At 72.2% G+C, this 18954-nt stretch carries 17 protein-coding genes and 2 tRNA genes; 12 read left to right on the top strand and 7 right to left on the bottom strand.

The window, feature by feature from the left end:
- The first annotated feature begins 92 nt into the window (after positions 1 to 92).
- Positions 93 to 458: a WhiB family transcriptional regulator gene (locus ACTWLT_RS13710; RefSeq protein WP_252419042.1), complete on the top strand. Its 366-nt coding sequence runs from the start codon at positions 93 to 95 to the stop codon at positions 456 to 458.
- 304 nt (positions 459 to 762) lie between these two features.
- On the opposite strand, the gene ACTWLT_RS13715 is transcribed toward ACTWLT_RS13710, so the two are convergent.
- The 3 genes from ACTWLT_RS13715 to ACTWLT_RS13725 all read right to left on the bottom strand — a co-directional run bounded on the left by ACTWLT_RS13715 (position 763) and on the right by ACTWLT_RS13725 (position 3602).
- The gene (locus tag ACTWLT_RS13715) at positions 763 to 2109 is read right to left on the bottom strand and encodes an ABC1 kinase family protein (RefSeq protein WP_445318710.1); all 1347 of its coding nucleotides are present in this window, start codon (positions 2107 to 2109) and stop codon (positions 763 to 765) included.
- Positions 2106 to 3218: a TOMM precursor leader peptide-binding protein gene (locus ACTWLT_RS13720; protein WP_445318711.1), complete on the bottom strand. Its 1113-nt coding sequence runs from the start codon at positions 3216 to 3218 to the stop codon at positions 2106 to 2108. The genes ACTWLT_RS13715 and ACTWLT_RS13720 overlap by 4 nt, the downstream gene beginning before the upstream one ends.
- A 213-nt stretch (positions 3219 to 3431) precedes the next feature.
- Positions 3432 to 3602, bottom strand: coding sequence for a DUF5679 domain-containing protein (locus ACTWLT_RS13725; RefSeq protein ID WP_167457767.1), 171 nt, complete (start codon positions 3600 to 3602; stop codon positions 3432 to 3434).
- Between the two features lie 513 nt (positions 3603 to 4115).
- Between ACTWLT_RS13725 and ACTWLT_RS13730 the strand changes: the two genes are divergently transcribed.
- Positions 4116 to 4646: a M48 metallopeptidase family protein gene (locus ACTWLT_RS13730; RefSeq protein WP_252419045.1), complete on the top strand. Its 531-nt coding sequence runs from the start codon at positions 4116 to 4118 to the stop codon at positions 4644 to 4646.
- A gap of 137 nt (positions 4647 to 4783) precedes the next feature.
- Positions 4784 to 5392 carry a hypothetical protein gene (locus tag ACTWLT_RS13735; protein WP_445318712.1) on the top strand — a complete coding sequence of 203 codons (609 nt, stop codon included), beginning with the start codon at positions 4784 to 4786 and terminating at the stop codon, positions 5390 to 5392.
- Between the two features lie 63 nt (positions 5393 to 5455).
- Here ACTWLT_RS13735 and ACTWLT_RS13740 read toward each other — a convergent pair whose 3' ends face one another.
- Positions 5456 to 6676 carry a zinc-dependent metalloprotease gene (locus ACTWLT_RS13740; RefSeq protein WP_510182482.1) on the bottom strand — a complete coding sequence of 407 codons (1221 nt, stop codon included), beginning with the start codon at positions 6674 to 6676 and terminating at the stop codon, positions 5456 to 5458.
- A gap of 184 nt (positions 6677 to 6860) precedes the next feature.
- On the opposite strand from ACTWLT_RS13740, the gene ACTWLT_RS13745 reads away from it, so the two are divergent.
- From ACTWLT_RS13745 to ACTWLT_RS13775, 7 genes are all read left to right on the top strand, one after another.
- A complete protein-coding gene (locus ACTWLT_RS13745) occupies positions 6861 to 7874 on the top strand; it encodes a YlbL family protein (protein ID WP_445318714.1) in 1014 nt (337 codons plus the stop codon).
- A 96-nt stretch (positions 7875 to 7970) separates the two neighbouring features.
- Positions 7971 to 10964, top strand: a complete 2994-nt coding sequence (locus tag ACTWLT_RS13750; protein WP_445318715.1) for a UPF0182 family membrane protein — start codon at positions 7971 to 7973, stop codon at positions 10962 to 10964.
- Between the two features lie 188 nt (positions 10965 to 11152).
- On the top strand, positions 11153 to 11662 hold the full coding sequence (locus ACTWLT_RS13755; RefSeq protein ID WP_252419049.1) for an RNA polymerase sigma factor: 510 nt from the start codon (positions 11153 to 11155) through the stop codon (positions 11660 to 11662).
- The gene (locus ACTWLT_RS13760) at positions 11652 to 12575 is read left to right on the top strand and encodes a hypothetical protein (RefSeq protein ID WP_445318716.1); all 924 of its coding nucleotides are present in this window, start codon (positions 11652 to 11654) and stop codon (positions 12573 to 12575) included. The genes ACTWLT_RS13755 and ACTWLT_RS13760 overlap by 11 nt, the downstream gene beginning before the upstream one ends.
- An 88-nt stretch (positions 12576 to 12663) precedes the next feature.
- Positions 12664 to 12740: transfer RNA gene (locus ACTWLT_RS13765), tRNA-Met, on the top strand.
- Between the two features lie 154 nt (positions 12741 to 12894).
- A tRNA-Met gene (locus ACTWLT_RS13770) sits at positions 12895 to 12968 on the top strand.
- A 205-nt stretch (positions 12969 to 13173) separates the two neighbouring features.
- Positions 13174 to 13425 carry a hypothetical protein gene (locus ACTWLT_RS13775; RefSeq protein ID WP_252419051.1) on the top strand — a complete coding sequence of 84 codons (252 nt, stop codon included), beginning with the start codon at positions 13174 to 13176 and terminating at the stop codon, positions 13423 to 13425.
- A 57-nt stretch (positions 13426 to 13482) separates the two neighbouring features.
- Here the strand turns inward: ACTWLT_RS13775 and ACTWLT_RS13780 are convergent, their stop codons facing one another.
- Complete coding sequence (locus tag ACTWLT_RS13780) at positions 13483 to 14814, bottom strand: ABC transporter substrate-binding protein (RefSeq protein ID WP_445318717.1); 1332 nt, start codon at positions 14812 to 14814, stop codon at positions 13483 to 13485.
- A 147-nt stretch (positions 14815 to 14961) separates the two neighbouring features.
- Between ACTWLT_RS13780 and ACTWLT_RS13785 the strand changes: the two genes are divergently transcribed.
- Positions 14962 to 15795, top strand: coding sequence for a phosphoribosylaminoimidazolesuccinocarboxamide synthase (locus ACTWLT_RS13785; RefSeq protein ID WP_445318718.1), 834 nt, complete (start codon positions 14962 to 14964; stop codon positions 15793 to 15795).
- Between the two features lie 45 nt (positions 15796 to 15840).
- Here ACTWLT_RS13785 and glpK read toward each other — a convergent pair whose 3' ends face one another.
- Positions 15841 to 17325 carry a glycerol kinase GlpK gene (gene glpK / locus ACTWLT_RS13790; RefSeq protein ID WP_445318719.1) on the bottom strand — a complete coding sequence of 495 codons (1485 nt, stop codon included), beginning with the start codon at positions 17323 to 17325 and terminating at the stop codon, positions 15841 to 15843.
- A 102-nt stretch (positions 17326 to 17427) separates the two neighbouring features.
- Between glpK and ACTWLT_RS13795 the strand changes: the two genes are divergently transcribed.
- On the top strand, positions 17428 to 18366 hold the full coding sequence (locus tag ACTWLT_RS13795; RefSeq protein ID WP_252419055.1) for a ribose-phosphate diphosphokinase: 939 nt from the start codon (positions 17428 to 17430) through the stop codon (positions 18364 to 18366).
- A gap of 22 nt (positions 18367 to 18388) precedes the next feature.
- Here ACTWLT_RS13795 and ACTWLT_RS13800 read toward each other — a convergent pair whose 3' ends face one another.
- A complete protein-coding gene (locus tag ACTWLT_RS13800) occupies positions 18389 to 18841 on the bottom strand; it encodes an ATP-binding protein (protein ID WP_252419056.1) in 453 nt (150 codons plus the stop codon).
- Positions 18842 to 18954: the final 113 nt, after the last annotated feature.

Raw genomic sequence — 18954 nt, forward strand, 5'->3', positions numbered from 1 at the left:
TACCGGGATCCGCGGCCTCAGTTTTTTGCCCCGCCGAAGTACGTCGGAATGCGATCCACGAGATCGAAGTGTGAGAGAGAGGTGACCGGGCGATGAGTCTGGCGTTGGCCCCCATCGACGTGAGCGTCGAGATGGAGGCGAACCTGCCCTGCCGGAAGTTCGACCCCGACCTGTGGTTCTCGGACTCGCCTGCACAGCTCGAGCTGGCCAAGTCGCTCTGCGGGGACTGCCCGCTGCGCGTCGAGTGCCTGGCCGGAGCGGTGGAGCGAGCGGAGCCGTGGGGCGTCTGGGGCGGCGAGATCTTCGAGCGTGGCGCGGTCGTCCCGCGCAAGCGGCCCCGTGGCCGTCCGCGCAAGGAGGACGTCGCCCGTGACGCCGAGCTGCGGGTCGAGGCCGAGGCACGCCTGGCGGCCAGTGGGCTGTCCGAGGTGCGTGGCGCGGTCCGGTTGGCGGCCTGACATGTTCCCGATCCGTACCAACTACGCCGGTGTCACACCGGCAGCGAGTGAGAAGACGATGCTGCACGTACCGACTGGAGCCTTCGAGATGCAACTACTCCACGAAGCGTTGTCGAGGGCTCGAATGCGCCGGCCTCAGGCCGGTCGTACCACCACGAGCACTGAGGCAACCCGTTCCGCCCGTACCGTCGCCATGAACAGCCGTAACCAGTCGGCGCGCGACCTGGGCGTTCTCTAGTACCAACCCACGAAGAAGGGCGGGTGCCACCGGCACCCGCCCTTCGCGGCGTGAGAGGGCGGTTGCTCAGGCCACGGGCGCGAAGCCGGGCAGCCAGCGCTCCAGGATGCTCCGGTACGGGGCCTTCGCCTCCAACTGGCAGAGCACCCCGATCGACCCGAGGGTCACCCGGTGGATGAGCAGGTAGGACGGCGGCAGGTTGAGCTGCCGGCTCAGCTGGTAGGCGGGGGAGCGGGGGCTGGCCAGTCGGGCCGCCTCGGCCCGCAGCCATGCCCGGGTGAACCGGAACCCGTCGGCGGCGATGGGCTCCAGGATCGGACGGAGGAAGTCGAGCACCTCCTCGGCGTCGATCTCCGTGGTCGCGCCGATGAAGCCCTCCGACCGCAGCCCGGCCACGACCCCGTCGGCGTCGTTGCGCAGGGCCAGCGCCGCGATGCGACCGATCGGCTCCGGTGTGCCCTCCGGCATCCGGGCCACGGCACCGAAGTCGATCACGCCGAGCCGGCCGTCGGGCAGCAGCCGGAAGTTGCCCGGGTGGGGGTCGGCGTGCAGCAGCCCGGCCCGCTGCGGCGCCGACAGGTGCAGGGTGGCCATCAGCCGGCCCGCCTCGTCCCGCTGCTCCTCGGTGCCCTCCCGGATGATGTCGGCCAGCGGCGTGCCCGTCACCCATTCGGTGACCAGCACCCGGGGCGACGCGGAGACCACCGCCGGGATGTAGATCTCCGGGTCGTCGGCGTACGCGGCGGCGAACGTGCGCTGCGACTCGGCCTCCAGCTCGTAGTCCAGCTCCTCGGTGATCCGCTCGCGCAGCTCGGTCAGGAGCGGCTTGACGTCCAGGCCCGGCTGGATGGCCCGGAACATCCCGCCCAGTCGGGAGAGCTGCTTGAGGTCGGAGAGCAGCGCGTCACCGGCGCCCGGGTACTGGATCTTGACGGCCACGTCGCGGCTGTTGGGCTCGCCGGACGGCCCGTACCCCGGTTCGCGCCAGCGCGCCCGGTGCACCTGACCGATGCTCGCGGCGGCGGCCGGGGTGTCGTTGAACTCGACGAACCGGTCCCGCCAGTCCGGGCCGAGCTGCTCGGCCAGCACCTTGTGCACGCTGGCGGCCGGCAGCGGCGGCGCGGCCTCCTGGAGCTTGGTCAGGGCCTGGCGGTAGGGGGCGGCGATCTCCTCCGGCAGGGCCGCCTCGAAGACGGACAGCGCCTGCCCGAACTTCATCGCACCGCCCTTGAGCTGGCCCAACACACTGAAGAGTTGCTCGGCGGTGCGCTGCTGGATCTCTGCGGAGATCACGTCGGAGGCGAGCCCGGTGACACGCTTACCCATGCCGAGAACGGTCCGGCCGGCGAAGCCGAGCGGCAGAGCGGCGAGCTTGGCGGTCCGGGACACGGCCCGGCGCGGGATGTCGGTCACCCGGTCATTGTTACCGACCGGAGGGCCCCGCTGCTGCTCTGCGGCTGGGCTGGTGCCCACACCCGGCTCCCGGAACACCCGCACGCCGGATGTGGCGGCCAGCCCCGGCGGCGGAAACGGCCCGCGCCGACGATCTCCATGGCGCCGCCCAGCGTCTCCGGGCTGCCGCCGTCGAGCTGGGTGAGCGCTTCGGCCAGCGCGTACCCGGTGGCGGCGAGGAGCGTGCCGGTCGCGCCGGCGGCCACCGGCTCGGCGGCCGCGAGTTGGGCGGCGAGCCGTGGCCAGGCCGGGTCGCGGTCGGCGCGGTGCAGCTCGACGCAGTGCAGGCAGGGGCCGACGGGCGGGCGGACCAGTGGGCCGATGACCGGTACGCCCTCGCGCAGGGTGACCAGCAGGTGCGGCTGGCGGCGCTGGGCGAGACCGGCGGCGAGCAGCGCGGGTGGGCGGTCCGTGCCGAGCTGGATCACCAGGTCGACGCGGGTGGGCCGGCCGGGGTGGGTGCCGGTGCCCGGCGCGGCGCGGTCGACGGCGGCCCGTACCGCCGGGGCCAGCGGCCGGCCCAGCTCGGCGGCGGGGATGCCGGTGCCGATCAGGTCGATGGGGCGGACCGGGCCGGTGAGGTGGGGGATCACCTGCCCGACGCCGGACTGGGCCAGCGCCACCGCCAGCGGGCCGCCGAGCGCACCGGTGCCGGTGAGCAGCACGCGGGCGGCCAGCCGCCGGCGCAGGACCTGCGCGGGTGTGCCGGGCAGTCGGGCCGCGGCCAGGGCCAGCGCGGCGGACTCGGCGGCGAGGCGGGCGCGGGTCTGGCCGGCCAGGTCGCGGGGGAGCAGGTGGTGCGCGGGCACCAGCAGGCCCGCCGCGCGCAGGGCGTCGAGCAGGCTACGCGCCTCGTCGGTGGAGACCTGGGTGGTGGCCGCGTACGCCAGCACGGCTCGCTCGCTGCGGGTGCCGTCCAGCAGGTCGAGCAGGTGGGCGGCGCGCGGGTTGGCCAGCTCCAGCAGCACGGCCGGCCCCGGGCCGACGCCGAGCTGAAGGGTGTGCCGGTCGCGCCAGAGCCGGCTGAGGCCGGGCAGCAGCGTGGGACGGGGGAGGGCGGAACGATTCATGATGACGAATCGTGACCGTCTCCCTGCGCTCGGTCGATCGTTGTCCACAGGTGGCCGGGCGGCTGTCCAGCGCTGTCCACAGGATCCGCCGGGTTATCCACAACCCGCCGGTAGTCGTGTCGGTCACCCGACAGGCCGTCGGTCGACCGATCGCGGAACGGCAACGGGGGCGGGGTGGCCGTCGGCCACCCCGCCCCCGTCCACCCGTACGGGTCAGACCTTGGCCTTGCCGAGGATGCGGTTCACTGTTGTGCCGCACACCGGACACTTGCCCTTGGCCATGTTCATTCCGGTCTTCGAGACCTCGACGTGTCCCTCGAAGTCCCGCTTCTCCTTGCACTTCACGCAGTAACCGTTGTAGGTCGTCTGGGCCTGGTCGGCCACGGTGCCCTCCTCGTCTCGTCCGCCGGTCGATGCCGTCCCGGCGGGGTGCCCGGCGGCGGGCCACAGGGGGCGCCGACGCTGGGTCTCACTGCGCGGTCACCACTGTGACCGCTGGTCCGCGGACCCTACCCAGGTCTGGGCGGTTCCATGTCAGCTGTGCATCGACACTGTGAGCTAGTCGACGTCGAGAGTGTGCATGGCGAATTAGGTCTGATAAGTCAGTTTGGCGGGGACACGCCGGCCAAACCCTCTCAGCCACCCGTGCGGGTGCCCCCGCGGAGGCGCCGGGCGCGGTGATCACCTACGGTGGAGGGGAGTCGCGAGGTGCCGCCATCGCTGTTCACCAAGGGTGACGAGATGGCGTGCGGACGGCCCGGTCAAGAAATTTTCGGGACGCCTGGCGACCAATCACCATTTTCTGGGCGCGTGTCGTGCGGTTGACTCTTGCGGACCCCTGGTCAGTACGCATTAGCTTTCCTTCGTGACACGTAGCCGAGGCTGCGCGGGCCAGTGATGGCGGGGACGCGTAAGCCGGTCGTCGAGGTGCGGCGCAGCCAGCGTCGGCGACGCACGGTGTCTGCGTACCGTGACGGTGAGCGGGTCGTCGTCCTCATCCCGGACCAGTTCTCCCGGGCCGAGGAGAGCGAGTGGGTCGACCGGATGCTGGCCCGGCTCGCCGCCCGGGAGGGCCGGCTGGCCCGCTCCGACGACGAGTTGCTGGCTCGCGCCACCCGACTGATCGATCTCTACCTCGCCGGGTACGGCGCGAAGGCGGTGCCGGCCAGCGTCCGGTGGGTCACCAACCAGAACGGCCGTTGGGGCTCGTGCACCCCCGCCGACCGCAGCATCCGGATCTCCCACCGCGTGCAGGACATGCCCGACTGGGTCATCGACTACGTGCTGCTGCACGAGCTCGCCCACCTCATCGTGCCCAGCCACAACGCCCGGTTCTGGGCGCTGGTCGGCCGCTACCCGAAGGCGGAGCGAGCCCGCGGCTACCTCGAAGGCGTCGCCGCCGCCTCCTGTGCCCCCCTGCCGTCCTGACCCGGGGTCGCGCCTTTGATGATCGACTCGGGTTCCCTGACACCGCGGTGTCCGAGACTCGGGTCGCCGCGACATCGCTGACACGGAGTCGATCACCGGTCCCCCGCAGGGCGGGGTCGGGGCGCTAGGGTCGGACCGTGGCACGACGAGTGGTGGTGGCGTTGCTCGGGCCGGTGCACTGGTCGCCGCCCGGCGTCGACCGGGCGGCCTGGCGGGCGGCGCTCGCCGAGGACGTCGTCGACCTCCTCGCCACCCTCAACGAGGTCGAGGTCGCCGTCGCGGTGACCCCGGCCGACCGCGCCCTGGCGGACTCGCTGGTCTGGCCCGGCACGGTCGTCTACGAGGTGCCTGAGCCGACGACGGCAGCGGTGTTCGCCGCGTTGGAGGGCTACGACCAGGCGGCCGTGCTCGCCGGCGACGTGCCCGACCTGCCCGCGCTGACCGTCGGCAAGCTGCTGCGCCCGCTCACCACCCGGCCCGTCGCGGTCGCCCCGGTGGAGGGCGGCGGACCGGGCCTGCTCGGGCTGGCGGTGCGGCTACCCGTGCCCGGCTGGCTCGCCCCGCTGGACCTGGACACCGCGACCCCGGCCGACGCGCGGGCCGGTGCCCCCCGACCGCAGGACGTGGCGGTCACCGCCGGCTGGCGGCGGCTGCGCGGCCCGGCCGACCTCGCCACGCTGGACCCGGCCTTCGAGGGCTGGGAGGCCACCCGCGCTCTACTCTCCGGCTCGAGCCGGCCGGCCTGACCCGCTCATCAGCCTGACCGGCCGGGTGCCCGCCGCTGATCGGCGCGGGCACCCGCTCCGTCGTCAGGGCTTGGCGTCGCCGTCGGTGTCGGTGTCGTCCGGCTGACCCGGGGCCTTCTCCTCCGCCCCACCGGGCGCGGTGAAGTCGAAGCTGTCCAGCTCGCTCAGGTCCATGTCGTTCATCGCGAAGGCAACCGGGTCGGCGAAGTCGTCGTCCGACGGGAGCAGGTCCGGGTGGCCCCAGACAGCGTCGCGGCCCTCGATGCCGCGGTGCTGGGTGAGCGCGGCCCAGAGCGCCGCCGCCTCGCGCAGCCGACGCGGCCGCAACTCCAGGCCGACCAGCGCGGCGAAGGTCTGCTCGGCGGGACCCCCGGCGGCCCGGCGACGGCGGAACGCCTCGCCCAGCCGGACGACGTTGGGCAGCCGGTCGCTGGCGGCGCTGTCGACGACGTGGCACACCCAGCCCTCGACCAGGGCGAGTGCGGTCTCCAGGCGGGCCAGTGAGGCCTTCTGCGCCGGGGTGTCCTCCGGGGTGAAGATGCCCTCCAGGGCGATCGCCTGCATCGACTCCGGGTCGGTCGGATCGACCCGGCCCATCGCCTCCTCGATCGCCTCCCGGTTGACCCGGATGCCCGAGGCGTACATCTCCACGGCGCTGAGCACGTGCCCGCGCAGCCACGGGACGTGCTGGAACAGCCGCTGGTGGGCGGCCTCGCGCAGCGCCACGTAGAGGCGTACCTCGTCCTCGGGAAGCTCCAGCCCCTCGCCGTACGCCCGGATGTTGGCCGGGATCAGCGCGGCCGTGCCGGCCGGGCCGAGCGGCAGCCCGATGTCGCCGGCGGAGAGCACCTCCGCGGCGAGGGAGCCGAGAGCCTGACCGAGCTGGCCGCCGAAGAGCGCACCACCGAGCGTGGCCACCATCGACTGCATCGGGCCGAGCTGGGCGCGCGCCTCCGGTGGCACCAGGTCGCCCATCGCGCCGACCATCCGGCTGGCCACCGGGTCGCAGAGCTTGCGCCACACGTCCAGCGTCTTGAAGATCCACTCATTGCGGTTCCAGGCCACCGGGGACTGGATGCCCGACGGCCACGCCGAGGCGGGCTCGAGCCACAGGTCGGCCAGGCGCAGCGCCTCCTCGACCGCGTTGCGCTCGTAGGGCGACACCGCCGGGTCGCCGGCGGCCGCGAGCTGGCTGGCCGCCACCTGGCGAGCCAGGTCCCAGTTGACCGGCCCGCTGCCCGGCGCGGAGAGCAGGTGCTGCAACTGCGACATGAACTGCTGCATCTGCGCGGGATCGTTGGGGTCTGGTGGTTGCCCACCCGGGAGCGCGAAACCGAACGGAATATCAGGCACGACGTCTACGGTACGCGCGCGACGCCCCAGGTCGCCGCCGCTGGCGTTGCGCTGAGGGCGAAGTCGCGCGGCGCATCCGGCAGGCGGACCCGAAGCGGTCGGTACGCTCTGCCGCATGAGACGTCGTGGCCTGACGGTCCTGCTCGGTGCCCTGTTCACCGCCCTGCTGAGCATCGGGGTGCTCCGGGCGCCGATCCCGTACGTGGTGCTCGGCCCGGGCCCGACGGTCAACACCCTCGGTTCGGCCGACGGCAAGGAGGTCATCCAGATCTCCGGGCGGGAGACGTCCACCTCCGCCGGCCAACTGCGGCTGACCACGGTCGGGGTGCAGCCCACGGTGCGGCTGCGGGGGGCGATCGCCGGCTGGTTCTCCGACGACGAGGCGGTGGTGCCGCGCGAGCTGGTCTACCCGCCGGGGGAGTCGACGGAGCAGGTCGAGCAGCGCAACGCGGAGGACTTCAAGGCGTCGCAGACCAGCGCCGAGACCGCCGCGCTGCGCGAGCTGGGCTTCCCGGTGCAGGTGGTGATCAAGTCGGTGGCCGCGGACGGCCCGTCCGCCGGGGCGCTGAAGGTCGGCGACGTGGTCACCTCGGTCGACGGTCAGCCGGTGCCGCTGGCCTCGAAGCTCACCGAGCTGATCCGGGCGAAGCCGGCCGGCACGGCCCTGACCATCGGCTACACGCGCGACGGTGTTCCGGCCACCGCGACGGTGACCAGTCGCGAGCAGGACGGCCGGCCGCGGATCGGCGTCGAGATAGACCAGCAGCAGCCGCACCCGTTCACGCTCGGAATCGATCTGGAGGACATCGGCGGGCCGAGCGCCGGCCTGATGTTCGCCCTGGGCATCATCGACAAGCTGACGCCGGCCGACCTCACCGGCGGCAAGATCATTGCTGGTACCGGCACCATCGACGACGCGGGCACCGTCGGCCCGATCGGCGGCATCGCCCAGAAACTGGTCGGCGCGAAGCACGCCGGGGCCAAGGTTTTCCTGGTGCCGGCCGACAACTGCGCCGAGGCGGTCCGCAATCCGCAGCCCGATCTGCCGCTGCTGCGGGTGGGCTCCCTAGACGAGGCGCTCACCGCGCTGGACACGCTGCGTTCGGGAGGCCAGCCGACCCGCTGCTGACTCGCGTGACCGTGCCCCGACACGTTCAGGAACACCCCGTACTCTGGGTGCCTGGTCGGAGCCGATCACATCGAGCGTGCGGAGCCAACAGTGGTCATGCGTAGCAGCAGCCCCCTTCCGAGGATGAGCCGGCGCGGGCGCGTCACCATCGCTGTCCTGGTCGGGGTGTTCGTGCTCTTCACCCTGCTCGGCTGGGGTGTCCAGGCCTGGACGGACTGGCTCTGGTTCGACGAGGTCCGCTACACCGAGGTCTTCACCGGTGTGCTGGTCACCCGGCTGCTGCTCTTCCTCGCCATCGGCCTCGGCATGGCCGTGATCGTCGGCGGCAACCTGTGGCTGGCCCACCGGCTGCGCCCGCGGCTGCGTCCGCACTCGGTCGAGCAGGCGACGCTGGAGCGCTACCGGATGGCGCTCAGCCCGCGCCTCGGCACCTGGATCGCGCTGACCGCCGCCGTGGTCGGGCTCTTCGCCGGTCTCTCCGCGCAGAGCCGGTGGAACCAGTGGCTGCTCTTCCGCAACGGCGGCGACTTCGGGATCAAGGACCCGGAGTTCGGGGTGGACATCGGCTTCTACGTCTTCCAGCTGCCGTTCTGGCGGTACCTGCTCGGTGTCGCCTTCACCGCCGTGGTGCTGGCCGTGATCGGCGCGCTGGCGGTGCACTACCTCTTCGGCGGCGTCCGCCTCCAGGGCGTCGGGGACCGGATGAGCAACGCGGCCCGTGCCCACCTGAGCAGCCTGGTCGCCGTCTTCGTGCTGCTCAAGGCCATCGCGTACGTGCTGGACCGGCGGGCGATGCTGCTGGAGTACAACGAGGGCGCCAAGCTGTACGGCGCCGGCTACGCCGACGTCAACGCGCTGCTGCCGGCGAAGGAGATCCTGGCCTACATCTCCATCGTGGTGGCGATCGCGATCATCGTGTTCTCCAACGCCTGGATGCGGAACCTGGTCTGGCCGGGCATCTCGCTCGCCCTGCTCGGCGTCTCCGCGGTGGCCATCGGCGGCATCTATCCCTGGGCGGTGCAGACCTTCGAGGTCAAGCCGAGCGCCAAGGACAAGGAGGCGCCGTACATCCAGCGCAGCATCGACGCGACCCGGGCGGCGTTCGGGCTGGCGACGACGGAGACCACGCCGTACGCGGCCAGCAACCTCACCCCACCGGCCAACCTCGCGACCGACACCTCCGTGGTGTCGAACGTGCGGCTGCTCGACCCGCAGCTCGTCAGCGAGACGTACACGCAGCTCCAGCAGGTGCGCGGCTTCTACGACTTCGGCCCGAAGCTGGACATCGACCGGTACGGGGTGAACGGCAAGGTCTCCGACTACGTGGTCGGCGTCCGGGAGATCAACTACGGCGAGCTGACCGACCAGCAGAACACCTGGATCAACCGGCACACCGTCTACACCCACGGGTACGGGCTGGTGGCCGCGCCGGCCAATCAGGTGGTCTGCGGCGGGCAGCCGTTCTTCGTCTCCGGCTTCCTCGGTGAGAAGGCCCAGGAGGCGTGCTCCTCGCAGACCGAGCAGATCCCCGCCAAGCAGCCGCGCATCTACTACGGCGAGCGGATGGCGCCCGACGACTACGCGATCGTCGGCCAGTCCGACCCGAACCGGAAGGCCGAGTTCGACCGGCCGGTCGGCGACGGTGGCGGCGAGTCCTACACCTACACCGGTGAGGGCGGCGTCGAGATCGGCTCCTTCACCCGGCGGCTGCTGTACGCCATCAAGGAGCAGGAGTCGAACTTCCTGCTCTCCGAGGCGGTCAACAAGGACTCGAAGCTGCTCTACGTGCGCAACCCGCGGGACCGGGTGGAGAAGGTCGCGCCGTTCCTCACCCTGGACGGCGACCCCTACCCGGCCGTGGTCGACGGGCGGGTGCAGTGGATCGTCGACGGCTACACCACGGCGGCCACCTATCCGTACGCGGAGCGCGTCAACCTCCAGACGGAGACCACCGACGAGCTGACCAACCGGGGCACCTTCCAGCTGGCCCGGGAGAACGTCAACTACATGCGCAACTCGGTGAAGGCCACCGTCGACGCGTACGACGGCACCGTGAAGCTCTACGAGTACGACGACACCGACCCGGTGCTCAAGGCGTGGAACAAGGCGTTCGGCGGTGACCTGGTGCTGCCGAAGGCGGACATCCCGGTCGAGCTGACCGAGCACCTGCGCTACCCGGCGGACATGTTCAAGGTGCAGCGCAACCTGCTCACCAAGTTCCACGTGACCAACCCGGGTGACTTCTACTCCGCGCAGGACTTCTGGCAGGTGCCCAACGTGCCGGACGCGCCGGACAGCGGCCAGAAGCAGCCTCCGTACTACCTGTTCACCCAGTTCCCGGGGCAGGAGAGCCCGCGGTTCCAGCTCACCTCCGCGGTCACCCCGAACGGTCGGCAGAACCTCGCCGCCCTGATCTCCGGGTCGTACGTGGAGGGCAAGCCCCGGCTGGAGGTGCTGGAGCTGCCGGATCAGACCCGGATCTCCGGCCCGGTGCAGGTGCACCAGCAGATGACCAACAACGCCAACATCCGCCAGCAGCTCAACCTGCTGTCCAGCAACCAGGCGCAGGTGCAGTACGGCAACCTGCTCTCGCTGCCGTTCGCCGACGGCATGCTCTACGTCGAGCCGGTCTACGTGAAGAGCAACCAGCAGGACGCGTACCCGCTGCTGCAGAAGGTGCTGCTCTCGTACGGTGACGGCGGCTCGTTCGTGGCACTGGCCGACAACATCAACGACGGCATCAAGCAACTGGTCGAGCAGGGCAAACGGGCCGGGCAGGGGGCACCGCCGCCGCCGACGGCCGGTGGCAACCCGACGGCGCCGACGCCCACACCGACGCCGACGCCGAGCGCCGGCACCCCGCCACCGACCGGCGAGCTGGCCACCGCCGCGGATCGGGTGCAGAGCGCGATCACCGAGGTCCGCGCCGCGCAGACCTCCGGTGACTTCGAGCGGTACGGTCGCGCGCTGAAGGCGCTGGACGAGGCGCTCACCGCCTTCCAGCAGGCGCAGCAGGCGGGGACCCCGGGCGGTACACCCAGCGGTGGCCCCTCGCCGGGTGTCAGCCCGACCACCGGCGCGGGAGGCTGAGCGCCTCCCCGGGAGCAGCTTTCGGAGCCCTCGCCGTCGGACCACACCGGTCCTGACGTCGGGGGCTCCGTCGCGTCCACCGGTTCCTTTTGTCGCCCCTCCGACACGGTTTGTCCGATCCGGTCCGCAACCTGCGACGCCGGTGGGCCGTCCTCTCTGCAACGGGGTGTGGACGAGGGGGAACAGTCGTGAGGGACGCGCAGAGCTTCGACGACTTCTACCGGAGCACCGCCCGGCGGATGCTGCGGTACGGCTACGCGGTCACCGGCGACCACACCGAGGCGCAGGATCTCGTGCAGGAGGCCTTCGCCCGGGCCTGGCGGCAGTGGGGTCGGCTGGGGGCGCATCCGGCGCCCGAGGCGTGGCTGCGGCTGGTGGTGGCCCGACTGGCGACCGACCGCTGGCGGCACCTGCACCGCTGGAGGGCGGCGCTGAGTCGTACCGGCCCTCCGCCGGTCGCCCCGCCACCCAGTGAGGACGGGGTGCTGCTGGTCCGGGCGCTCCGCCAACTGCCGGCCGCCCAGCGGCAGGCGCTCGCCCTGCACTACCTCTTCGACATGTCGGTGGAGGAGATCGCCCGGGAGACCGAGGTCCCCGTCGGCACCGTGAAGTCCTGGCTGTCCCGGGGCCGGTCCCGACTGGCCGCGCTGCTGCCCGACCTCTCCACCGTGGAGCTGGAGGCGAACGATGTCAGCTGAACTGTCCGACCTGTACCGGTCGCTCGCCACCGTCGCCGACGGCCAGGAGTTGACCAACCCCGAGCTGGTCCGGCGGCGCGCCGACCACCGGGCCCGTACCCGGATCGCCGGCACCGCCGTCGCGGTGGCGCTGCTGCTCGGCGGGGTGGCCGTCGGCGGGTGGCTGGCAATCCCGGCGGACGGTTCCGCGCCACTGCCACCGCCCGCCGACACCCCCGGTCCGCTGCCGACCAGTGCGACCCCCCGCCCGTCGCCGTCGCCGTCCCCCACGCCGTCCCCCACGCCGGCGCGCAGCACGTCGAGCGCGACGCCAGCGGCCCCGACCACCGGTGCGGCGCCGCCCCGGCAGCCCACCTCGATCCCGGACCGCGCCTTCTTCGTCCTACCGTCGGCCAACCGGACGGGCCTGGAGTCGCAGGTGGAGGGGCCGGCACTGCCGGTGCTCTGCGGGGCGCGCCATCCCAGCGACTCCGCCGTGGTGCAGCGCCGCGGGCGGTACCTGGCCTACAAGCGGCCGGAGACCCCGGCGGGGTACGTGCCGGCCGGCAGCTACCGGCACACCATCACCATCTACCGCGCCGGACGGGCCGACGACGCGCTGCGGGAGCTGCGGCAGGCCGTCCGCGACTGCCCCGAGCAGAAGCTGGCCGACGACACCAGGACCTGGCGGCAGCGGGTGCTGGACCCGGGGCGGTACGGGGACGAGTCGGTGCTGTTCGAGATGCGGGCCCCGTACCCGGATGGCATGGGCGAGCCGGGTGCGGACGAGGTCCGGCTGATCCGGGCGGTCCGGATCGGCGACGTCGTGACGGTGCTCTGGGAACAGGGCTGGGAGTACACCGCAGCCGAGCGCGCCCAGGTGGATGCGGACAGTCGACGGGCGGTGGCCGCGATCGTGGCCTGGCTTAAGTGACGGCGGTGCAGGTCAGCGGGGTCGGCGGCGACGGAATGCGGGTCGCTTTGCGGTGCCCCCGGTCGGTGCGCTACGGTTAGTGAACCGACGCGGGGTGGAGCAGCTCGGTAGCTCGCTGGGCTCATAACCCAGAGGTCGCAGGTTCAAATCCTGTCCCCGCTACCACGACGAACGGCCCCCGAGGATCACATCCTCGGGGGCCGTTTCGCATCTCCCGGCCCAGCTCGACCCGCCGCCATCCGGTCCACGGGGGCCGCCGACACCGATGGCGACCCCGCTGATCATCGCCGGAACGGGTGGGTTAGGGTTAACCAGTCGACGCGGGGTGGAGCAGCTCGGTAGCTCGCTGGGCTCATAACCCAGAGGTCGCAGGTTCAAATCCTGTCCCCGCTACAAATGACAGTGCAGATGGAAAACCCGGCCCCAGATCATGGGGCCGGGTTTTTCGTATCCGGCGCGACCAACCGTTGCCGGCCTGCGATGTCAGCGCGAGTGACAGGCGTGGCGACGCGTGCCCGGGCCGTTCCGCCTGATCTCTGTCCCGCGATTCGGTGTGGACCACCGTGCCGAGGTTGCGCAGTTCGGCGAGGATGGGGACATGTCTTCATTCAGCAAGTGGTGGGGCCGGCTCAGCGCGGTCCTCGGTGCGGTCGTGCTGGCGGTCTTCGTGCCCGTCGCGGCCTGGGCGTCCACGGGTACCGGCGAGCTGGTGGTGGAGGCCGCCCGGCGGCGGTCCCGCGGCGGCGGCTTCGGTGTCTTCGGCCTGCTCTGCTGCCTGGTGGTGGTGGTCGTCATCGTGCTCCTGGTGCTGCGGTTGATGCGTAACCGTCGGGGCGGCCCGCCGCGCTGAGCGGTCGCTCGCACCCGGTCGGCCGCCGGCGGCGGGCCGATGGCCGGCCGCCGGTGGTCACGCCGCGAGGGCGGCGTTCGCCTGGCCGATGAAACGCGAGGTGGCCGCGCGGGTGCCGGCCCGCCCCGCGCGGATGCTCTCCGCGGCGCCGACCAGCAGGGTCCGCACCTTGCCGTGTCCCTTCGGCGGTGGCGCCGGCGCCGGCCCGAGCCGGTCGGCGATGCTGGCGCCGAACGCGGCGGCGCGCCGCTGGGCCGGGTCGGTGATGCTGCCCTCGGTGTAGCGGCGGACGGCGAGACTGGCGTTGAGGCCACGTTCGTGACCGAGAACGGTGCCGGCCTCGCCGTTCGTGGTCAAGAAGTTGATCACGTCGACGACGGTGTCCGGGTGGCGGGTGCCGCGGAACCCCGCCCAGTACATCGGTGCCCGCGCCCACTGCGCGCCCGGTGGACCCGGGAAGCCGATCACACCCAGCTCGGCCTCGGTGAGCCGCTGCAGTTCCGGCAGCTGGTGGGACCAGGCGAACGACGCGGCGGTCAACCCGGAGACCACCAGTTGCCGGGCCGGCTCACCGCTGTCGGCCTGCTCGACCAGGGCCGCGCTCGGTGTGGCCCGGCCCCTGCGGGCCCCCTGCCACAACTCGAACCAGGCGATCAGCTCGTCCGCGCCGAAGCCGAGCTGGCGCCCCCGGTAGAACTCGCCGCCCTGCGAGCGCAGCCAGAGCCAGAGCGCCCGGTAGTCGCCGGACGGGTCCATGGTGCCGGCCACCCGGCCGTCGCTGGCGTCGGTGACCTGCTCCGCCCAGGAGATGTAGTCGGCCCAGGACATCCCGGTGCGTGGCTCCGGCACCCGGAGCTCCTGGAGCAGGTCGCGGTTGAAGACCACGGCGGCGTGGGTCTGCCCACCGGCCACGGCCATCGTCCGCCCGTCCACGGCGCCGTAGCGGATCAGACCCTCCGGCAGGCCCCGCAGGTCCAACCGGTGGTCGACGACCCGCTCGCTCAGGTCGAGGATGATCTGGCGCTCGGCGTACTCGGTCAGCACGGCGTCGTCGAGCTGGATCAGGTCGGGCACGTTGCCGCCGGCCGCCTGGGTGGCCAGCCGGTCGTAGTAGCCGTCGGCGCCCTGCCAGGTAACCCGGAAGGTGACCCGGGGGTTGCGCTCGGAGTAGAGCCGCAGCACCTTCTCGGTGAGCTCGGCCCGCCTCGTTCCACCCCACCAGAAGACCGACAGCTCGACCGGCCCCTCCTCGGTCGACGTCGCGGCGTCGTCGCTGCATCCGGTCAGCCCACCCGAGGCCAGCAGGGGGGCGCCGAGCAGTGCGGTGAGGAGTCGGCGCCGCCCCGGGTCGGCGCCGAGGCGGTCGAGCGGGGGTCGAACAACGGGCACGGGGTCTCCTGGCACCTGCGGGCGGGGTCGGACCATTCACGCAGGCGGCGCAGGAGGGTGTCAACGTCCGTCCGGTCACCCCTGCGCGCGACCCGGTGCGGGTGGTCGAATCGGGGCACCCCGATCCCGCGTGGTGTACTAGGGCGCGTGGAACTTCTGCACTCGGGCAAGGTCCGGGACGTCTACGCCGACGGCGATGACCTGATCCTGGTCGCCTCGGACCGGATCTCGATCTACGACGTGGCGCTGCCGACACCGATCCCGGACAAGGGCCGCCTGCTCACCGCGCTCTCGCTGTGGTGGTTCGAGCAGCTCGCCGACCTGGTGCCGAACCACGTCATCTCGGCCACCGACGTGCCGGCGGAGTTCGCCGGGCGGGCGATCCGCTGCCAGCGGCTGGACATGGTGCCCGTCGAGTGTGTCGCTCGGGGCTACCTCACCGGCGGCGGCCTGCGGGAGTACGAGCGCACCGGGGCGGTCTCCGGCGTGCCGCTGCCCCGAGGGCTCGGCGAGGCGTCGATCCTGCCCGAGCCGATCTTCACGCCGTCCAGCAAGGCGCCGGTGGGCGAGCACGACGAGCCCATCACGTACGACGACGTGGTGGACAAGGTGGGTCAGGCCACCGCCGAGCGGCTGCGACAGATCACCATCGACATCTACCGGCGCGGCGCGGAGTTGGCCGCCGACCGGGGCATCCTGGTCGCCGACACGAAGATCGAGCTGGGCTGGGCGCCGGACGGCACCCTGGTCCTCGCCGACGAGCTGCTCACCTCCGACTCGTCGCGGTTCTGGCCCGCCGAGTCGTACCAGCCGGGTCGGGTGCAGTTCTCCTACGACAAGCAGTACGTGCGGGACTGGGCCACCGGCAGCGGCTGGGACAAGCAGGGCCCGGCGCCGGACATGCCCGCCGAGGTCGTCGAGGCGACACGCGCCCGCTACGTCGACGTCTACGAGAAGCTCACCGGCAACCGCTGGAGCTGAGCCGGGCGTTGGCACCGATCTGAGCGGTTGGTGATCGCTCGCCCGTCACTCCACCCAGTCGAGGGTGCGCTGCACGGCCTTGCGCCAGTTGCGCAGCTCCCGGTCGCGGTGCTCCGGCGCCATGCGCGACTCCCACTGCGCGTCGGAGCGCCACTGCGCGCGCAACGTGGCGAGGTCCGGCCAGAAGCCGATCGCCAGACCGGCCGCGTACGCGGCGCCCAGGCAGGTCGTCTCGGTGATCCGGGAGCGGATCACCGGCACGTCGAGCACGTCGGCGAGGAACTGCATGAGCAGGCCGTTGGCGGTCATCCCGCCGTCCACGCGGAGCCGGCGCAGCGCCACGTCGGAGTCGGCGTCCATCGCGTCGACCACCTCGCGGGTCTGCCACGCCGACGCCTCCAGCACGGCCCGCGCCAGGTGCCCCTTCGTGATGTAGCCGGTCAGGCCGGCGATCACGCCGCGCGCGTCGCTGCGCCAGTGCGGGGCGAACAGCCCGGAGAACGCGGGCACCACGTAGCAGCCGCCGTTGTCGTCCACCGTGCGGGCCAGGTCCTCCACCTCAGCGGCCGTGGAGATCAGACCGAGGTTGTCCCGCAGCCACTGCACCAGCGACCCGGTGACCGCGATCGCCCCCTCCAGCGCGTACGCCGCCGGCTGGCCGTCGATCCGGTAGGCGACCGTGGTGAGCAGCCCGTGCGTCGACGGGACCGGGCTGGCGCCGGTGTTGAGCAGCAGGAAGCTGCCGGTGCCGTAGGTGCACTTCGCCTCTCCCGGCTGGAAGCAGGTCTGGCCGAAGAGGGCGGCCTGCTGGTCGCCGAGCGCGCTGGCCACCGGCACCCCGGCAAGCACACCGGTGGCGGTGCCGTAGACCTCGGCGGAGCTGCGGATCTCGGGCAGCATCGCCGCCGGCACACCCATCGCGTCCAGCAGCTCCGGGTCCCAGTCGAGGGTGGCGAGGTCCATCAGCATGGTCCGGCTGGCGTTGGTCACGTCGGTGACGTGCGCGCCGGTCAGTTTCCAGATCAGCCAGCTGTCCATGGTGCCGAAGAGCACCTCGCCGCGTTCGGCGCGCTCGCGCAGGCCGTCCACCTCGTCGAGCAGCCAGCGCAGCTTCGGCCCCGCGAAGTAGGTGGCCAGGGGCAGGCCGGTGCGGGCACGGAACCGCTCCTCGCCGTACGCCGCCGCCAGCTCCCGCAGCAGCGGCCCGGTCCGGGTGTCCTGCCAGACCACGGCGTTGGCCACCGGGCGGCCGGTGGCCCGGTCCCAGACCACGGTGGTCTCGCGCTGGTTGGTGATGCCGACCGCCGCGAGCCCGGCCGCGTCGGTGCCGGCGGCCGACAGCGCCTCCCGGACGACCCGCTGGACGTTGTCCCAGATCTCCTCGGCGTCATGCTCCACCCAACCGGGCTGGGGAAAGATCTGCCGGTGCTCCCGCTGGGCCACGGCGACGATCTCCCCGGCCCGGTCGAAGACGATGCACCGCGAGGAGGTGGTGCCCTGGTCGATGGCGGCGACGTACTGGGGGGTCACGGCAGCACCGTACCCGGACCGGCGGCGCGGTGCGACCGGCGTCACGGCCGGTGGCGGCCCGCCGCCGTCCAGCGCCGGCCTCGTCGCCTACGATGTGCGAACGTGCGCGACATCGCCGTTTTCAGTGGAACAGCCCATCCCGAGCTCGCCGCCGAGATCTGTGCCCACCTGGGGGTGCCGCTGCATCCGGTGCGCGTCTCCCGGTTCGCCAACGACTGCCTGGAAGTGCAGTTGCAGGCCAACTGCCGGGAGCGGGACGTCTTCCTGATCCAGCCGCTGGTGCCTCCGGTGCAGGAGAACCTGGTCGAGCTGCTGCTCATGATCGACGCGGCCCGGGGCGCATCCGCCGGCCGGATCACGGTGGTGTTGCCGCACTACGCGTACGCCCGCTCGGACAAGAAGGACGCGCCGCGGATCTCGATCGGCGCCCGTCTGGTCGCCGACCTGCTCGTCTCGGCGGGAGCGGACCGGGTGCTCGCGCTGACCCTGCACTCGCCGCAGGTGCACGGCTTCTTCAGCGTTCCCGTCGACCACCTGCACGCGCTGCGTGAGCTGGCCACCCACTTCCGGCGCTACGACCTCAGCAACACCGTGGTGGTCTCGCCCGACCTGGGCAACGCCAAGGAGGCAGCCGCCTTCGCGCGGCTGCTCGGCACCCCGGTCGCGGCCGGGGCGAAGCAGCGGTTCAGCGACGACCTGGTCAAGATCAGTGCCGTGATCGGTGACGTGACCGACCGGGACGTCATCGTGCTGGACGACGAGATCGCCAAGGGCAGCACGGTCGTCGAGCTGATGGAGCACCTGCGCGGCCTGAACGTCCGCTCGATCCGGCTGGCCTGCACGCACGGCCTGTTCTCCGGCGACGCGCTGCGGCGGCTCAGCGATCAGGAGGGCGTACTGGAGATCGTCTGCACCAACACGGTCCCCATCCCGGCGGCCAAGCGGGTTCCCAAGCTCCAGGTCCTCTCGGTGGCCCCCGCCCTGGCCGAAGCCATGCGCCGGATCCACAACGGCGAGTCCGTCTCCGCCCTCTTCGCCTGACCCGCCGCCCGCGGGTGCGGGCTCAGTGCGGGGTGTGGTTGGAGGCGAGGGCTGTGGTGATGCGGACGGTGGTGCCGGCGGCGCCGGTGGCGACCTCCATGGCGTCGGTCAGCTCCCGGGCCAGCCAGAGGCCCCAGCCGCCGGCGGTGTCCGGCGCCGGCCGGCGCCGGTCGCCGAGCCGCTGCGCGCTGATCCCGTGCCCGTGGTCGGCGACCTCGCAGACCAGCATCCCCGGCTCCACCCAGAGCCGCAGCCATCCCCGCCCGCCGCCGTGCCGCACCGCGTTGGTGATCAGCTCGTTGATCGCCAGCACGAAGTCGTCCAGCCGCTGCCCGGCGAGCCCGGAGGCGTGCGCGCAGGAGGTGACCGAGTGTCGAATCTCGGTCACCTGGGCCTGGTCGAAGGCCTCGGCGATCAGGAGGGCAGGTTCGATGGGCACAACCGTACGCGGTGCGTGCGGATCTGCGTTCGTCATGGCCCCGTCCCGACGGCGGATCTCGGAGTATTTCGCGGCTTTTCCACCGTACGTCAGGGTTCCTCAGGTCGCACTCCGCGCCTCCCGGCCGGCTGGCCCGGCTGTGGCATCCT

It is taken from the genome of Micromonospora yongxingensis, from assembly GCF_052601155.1.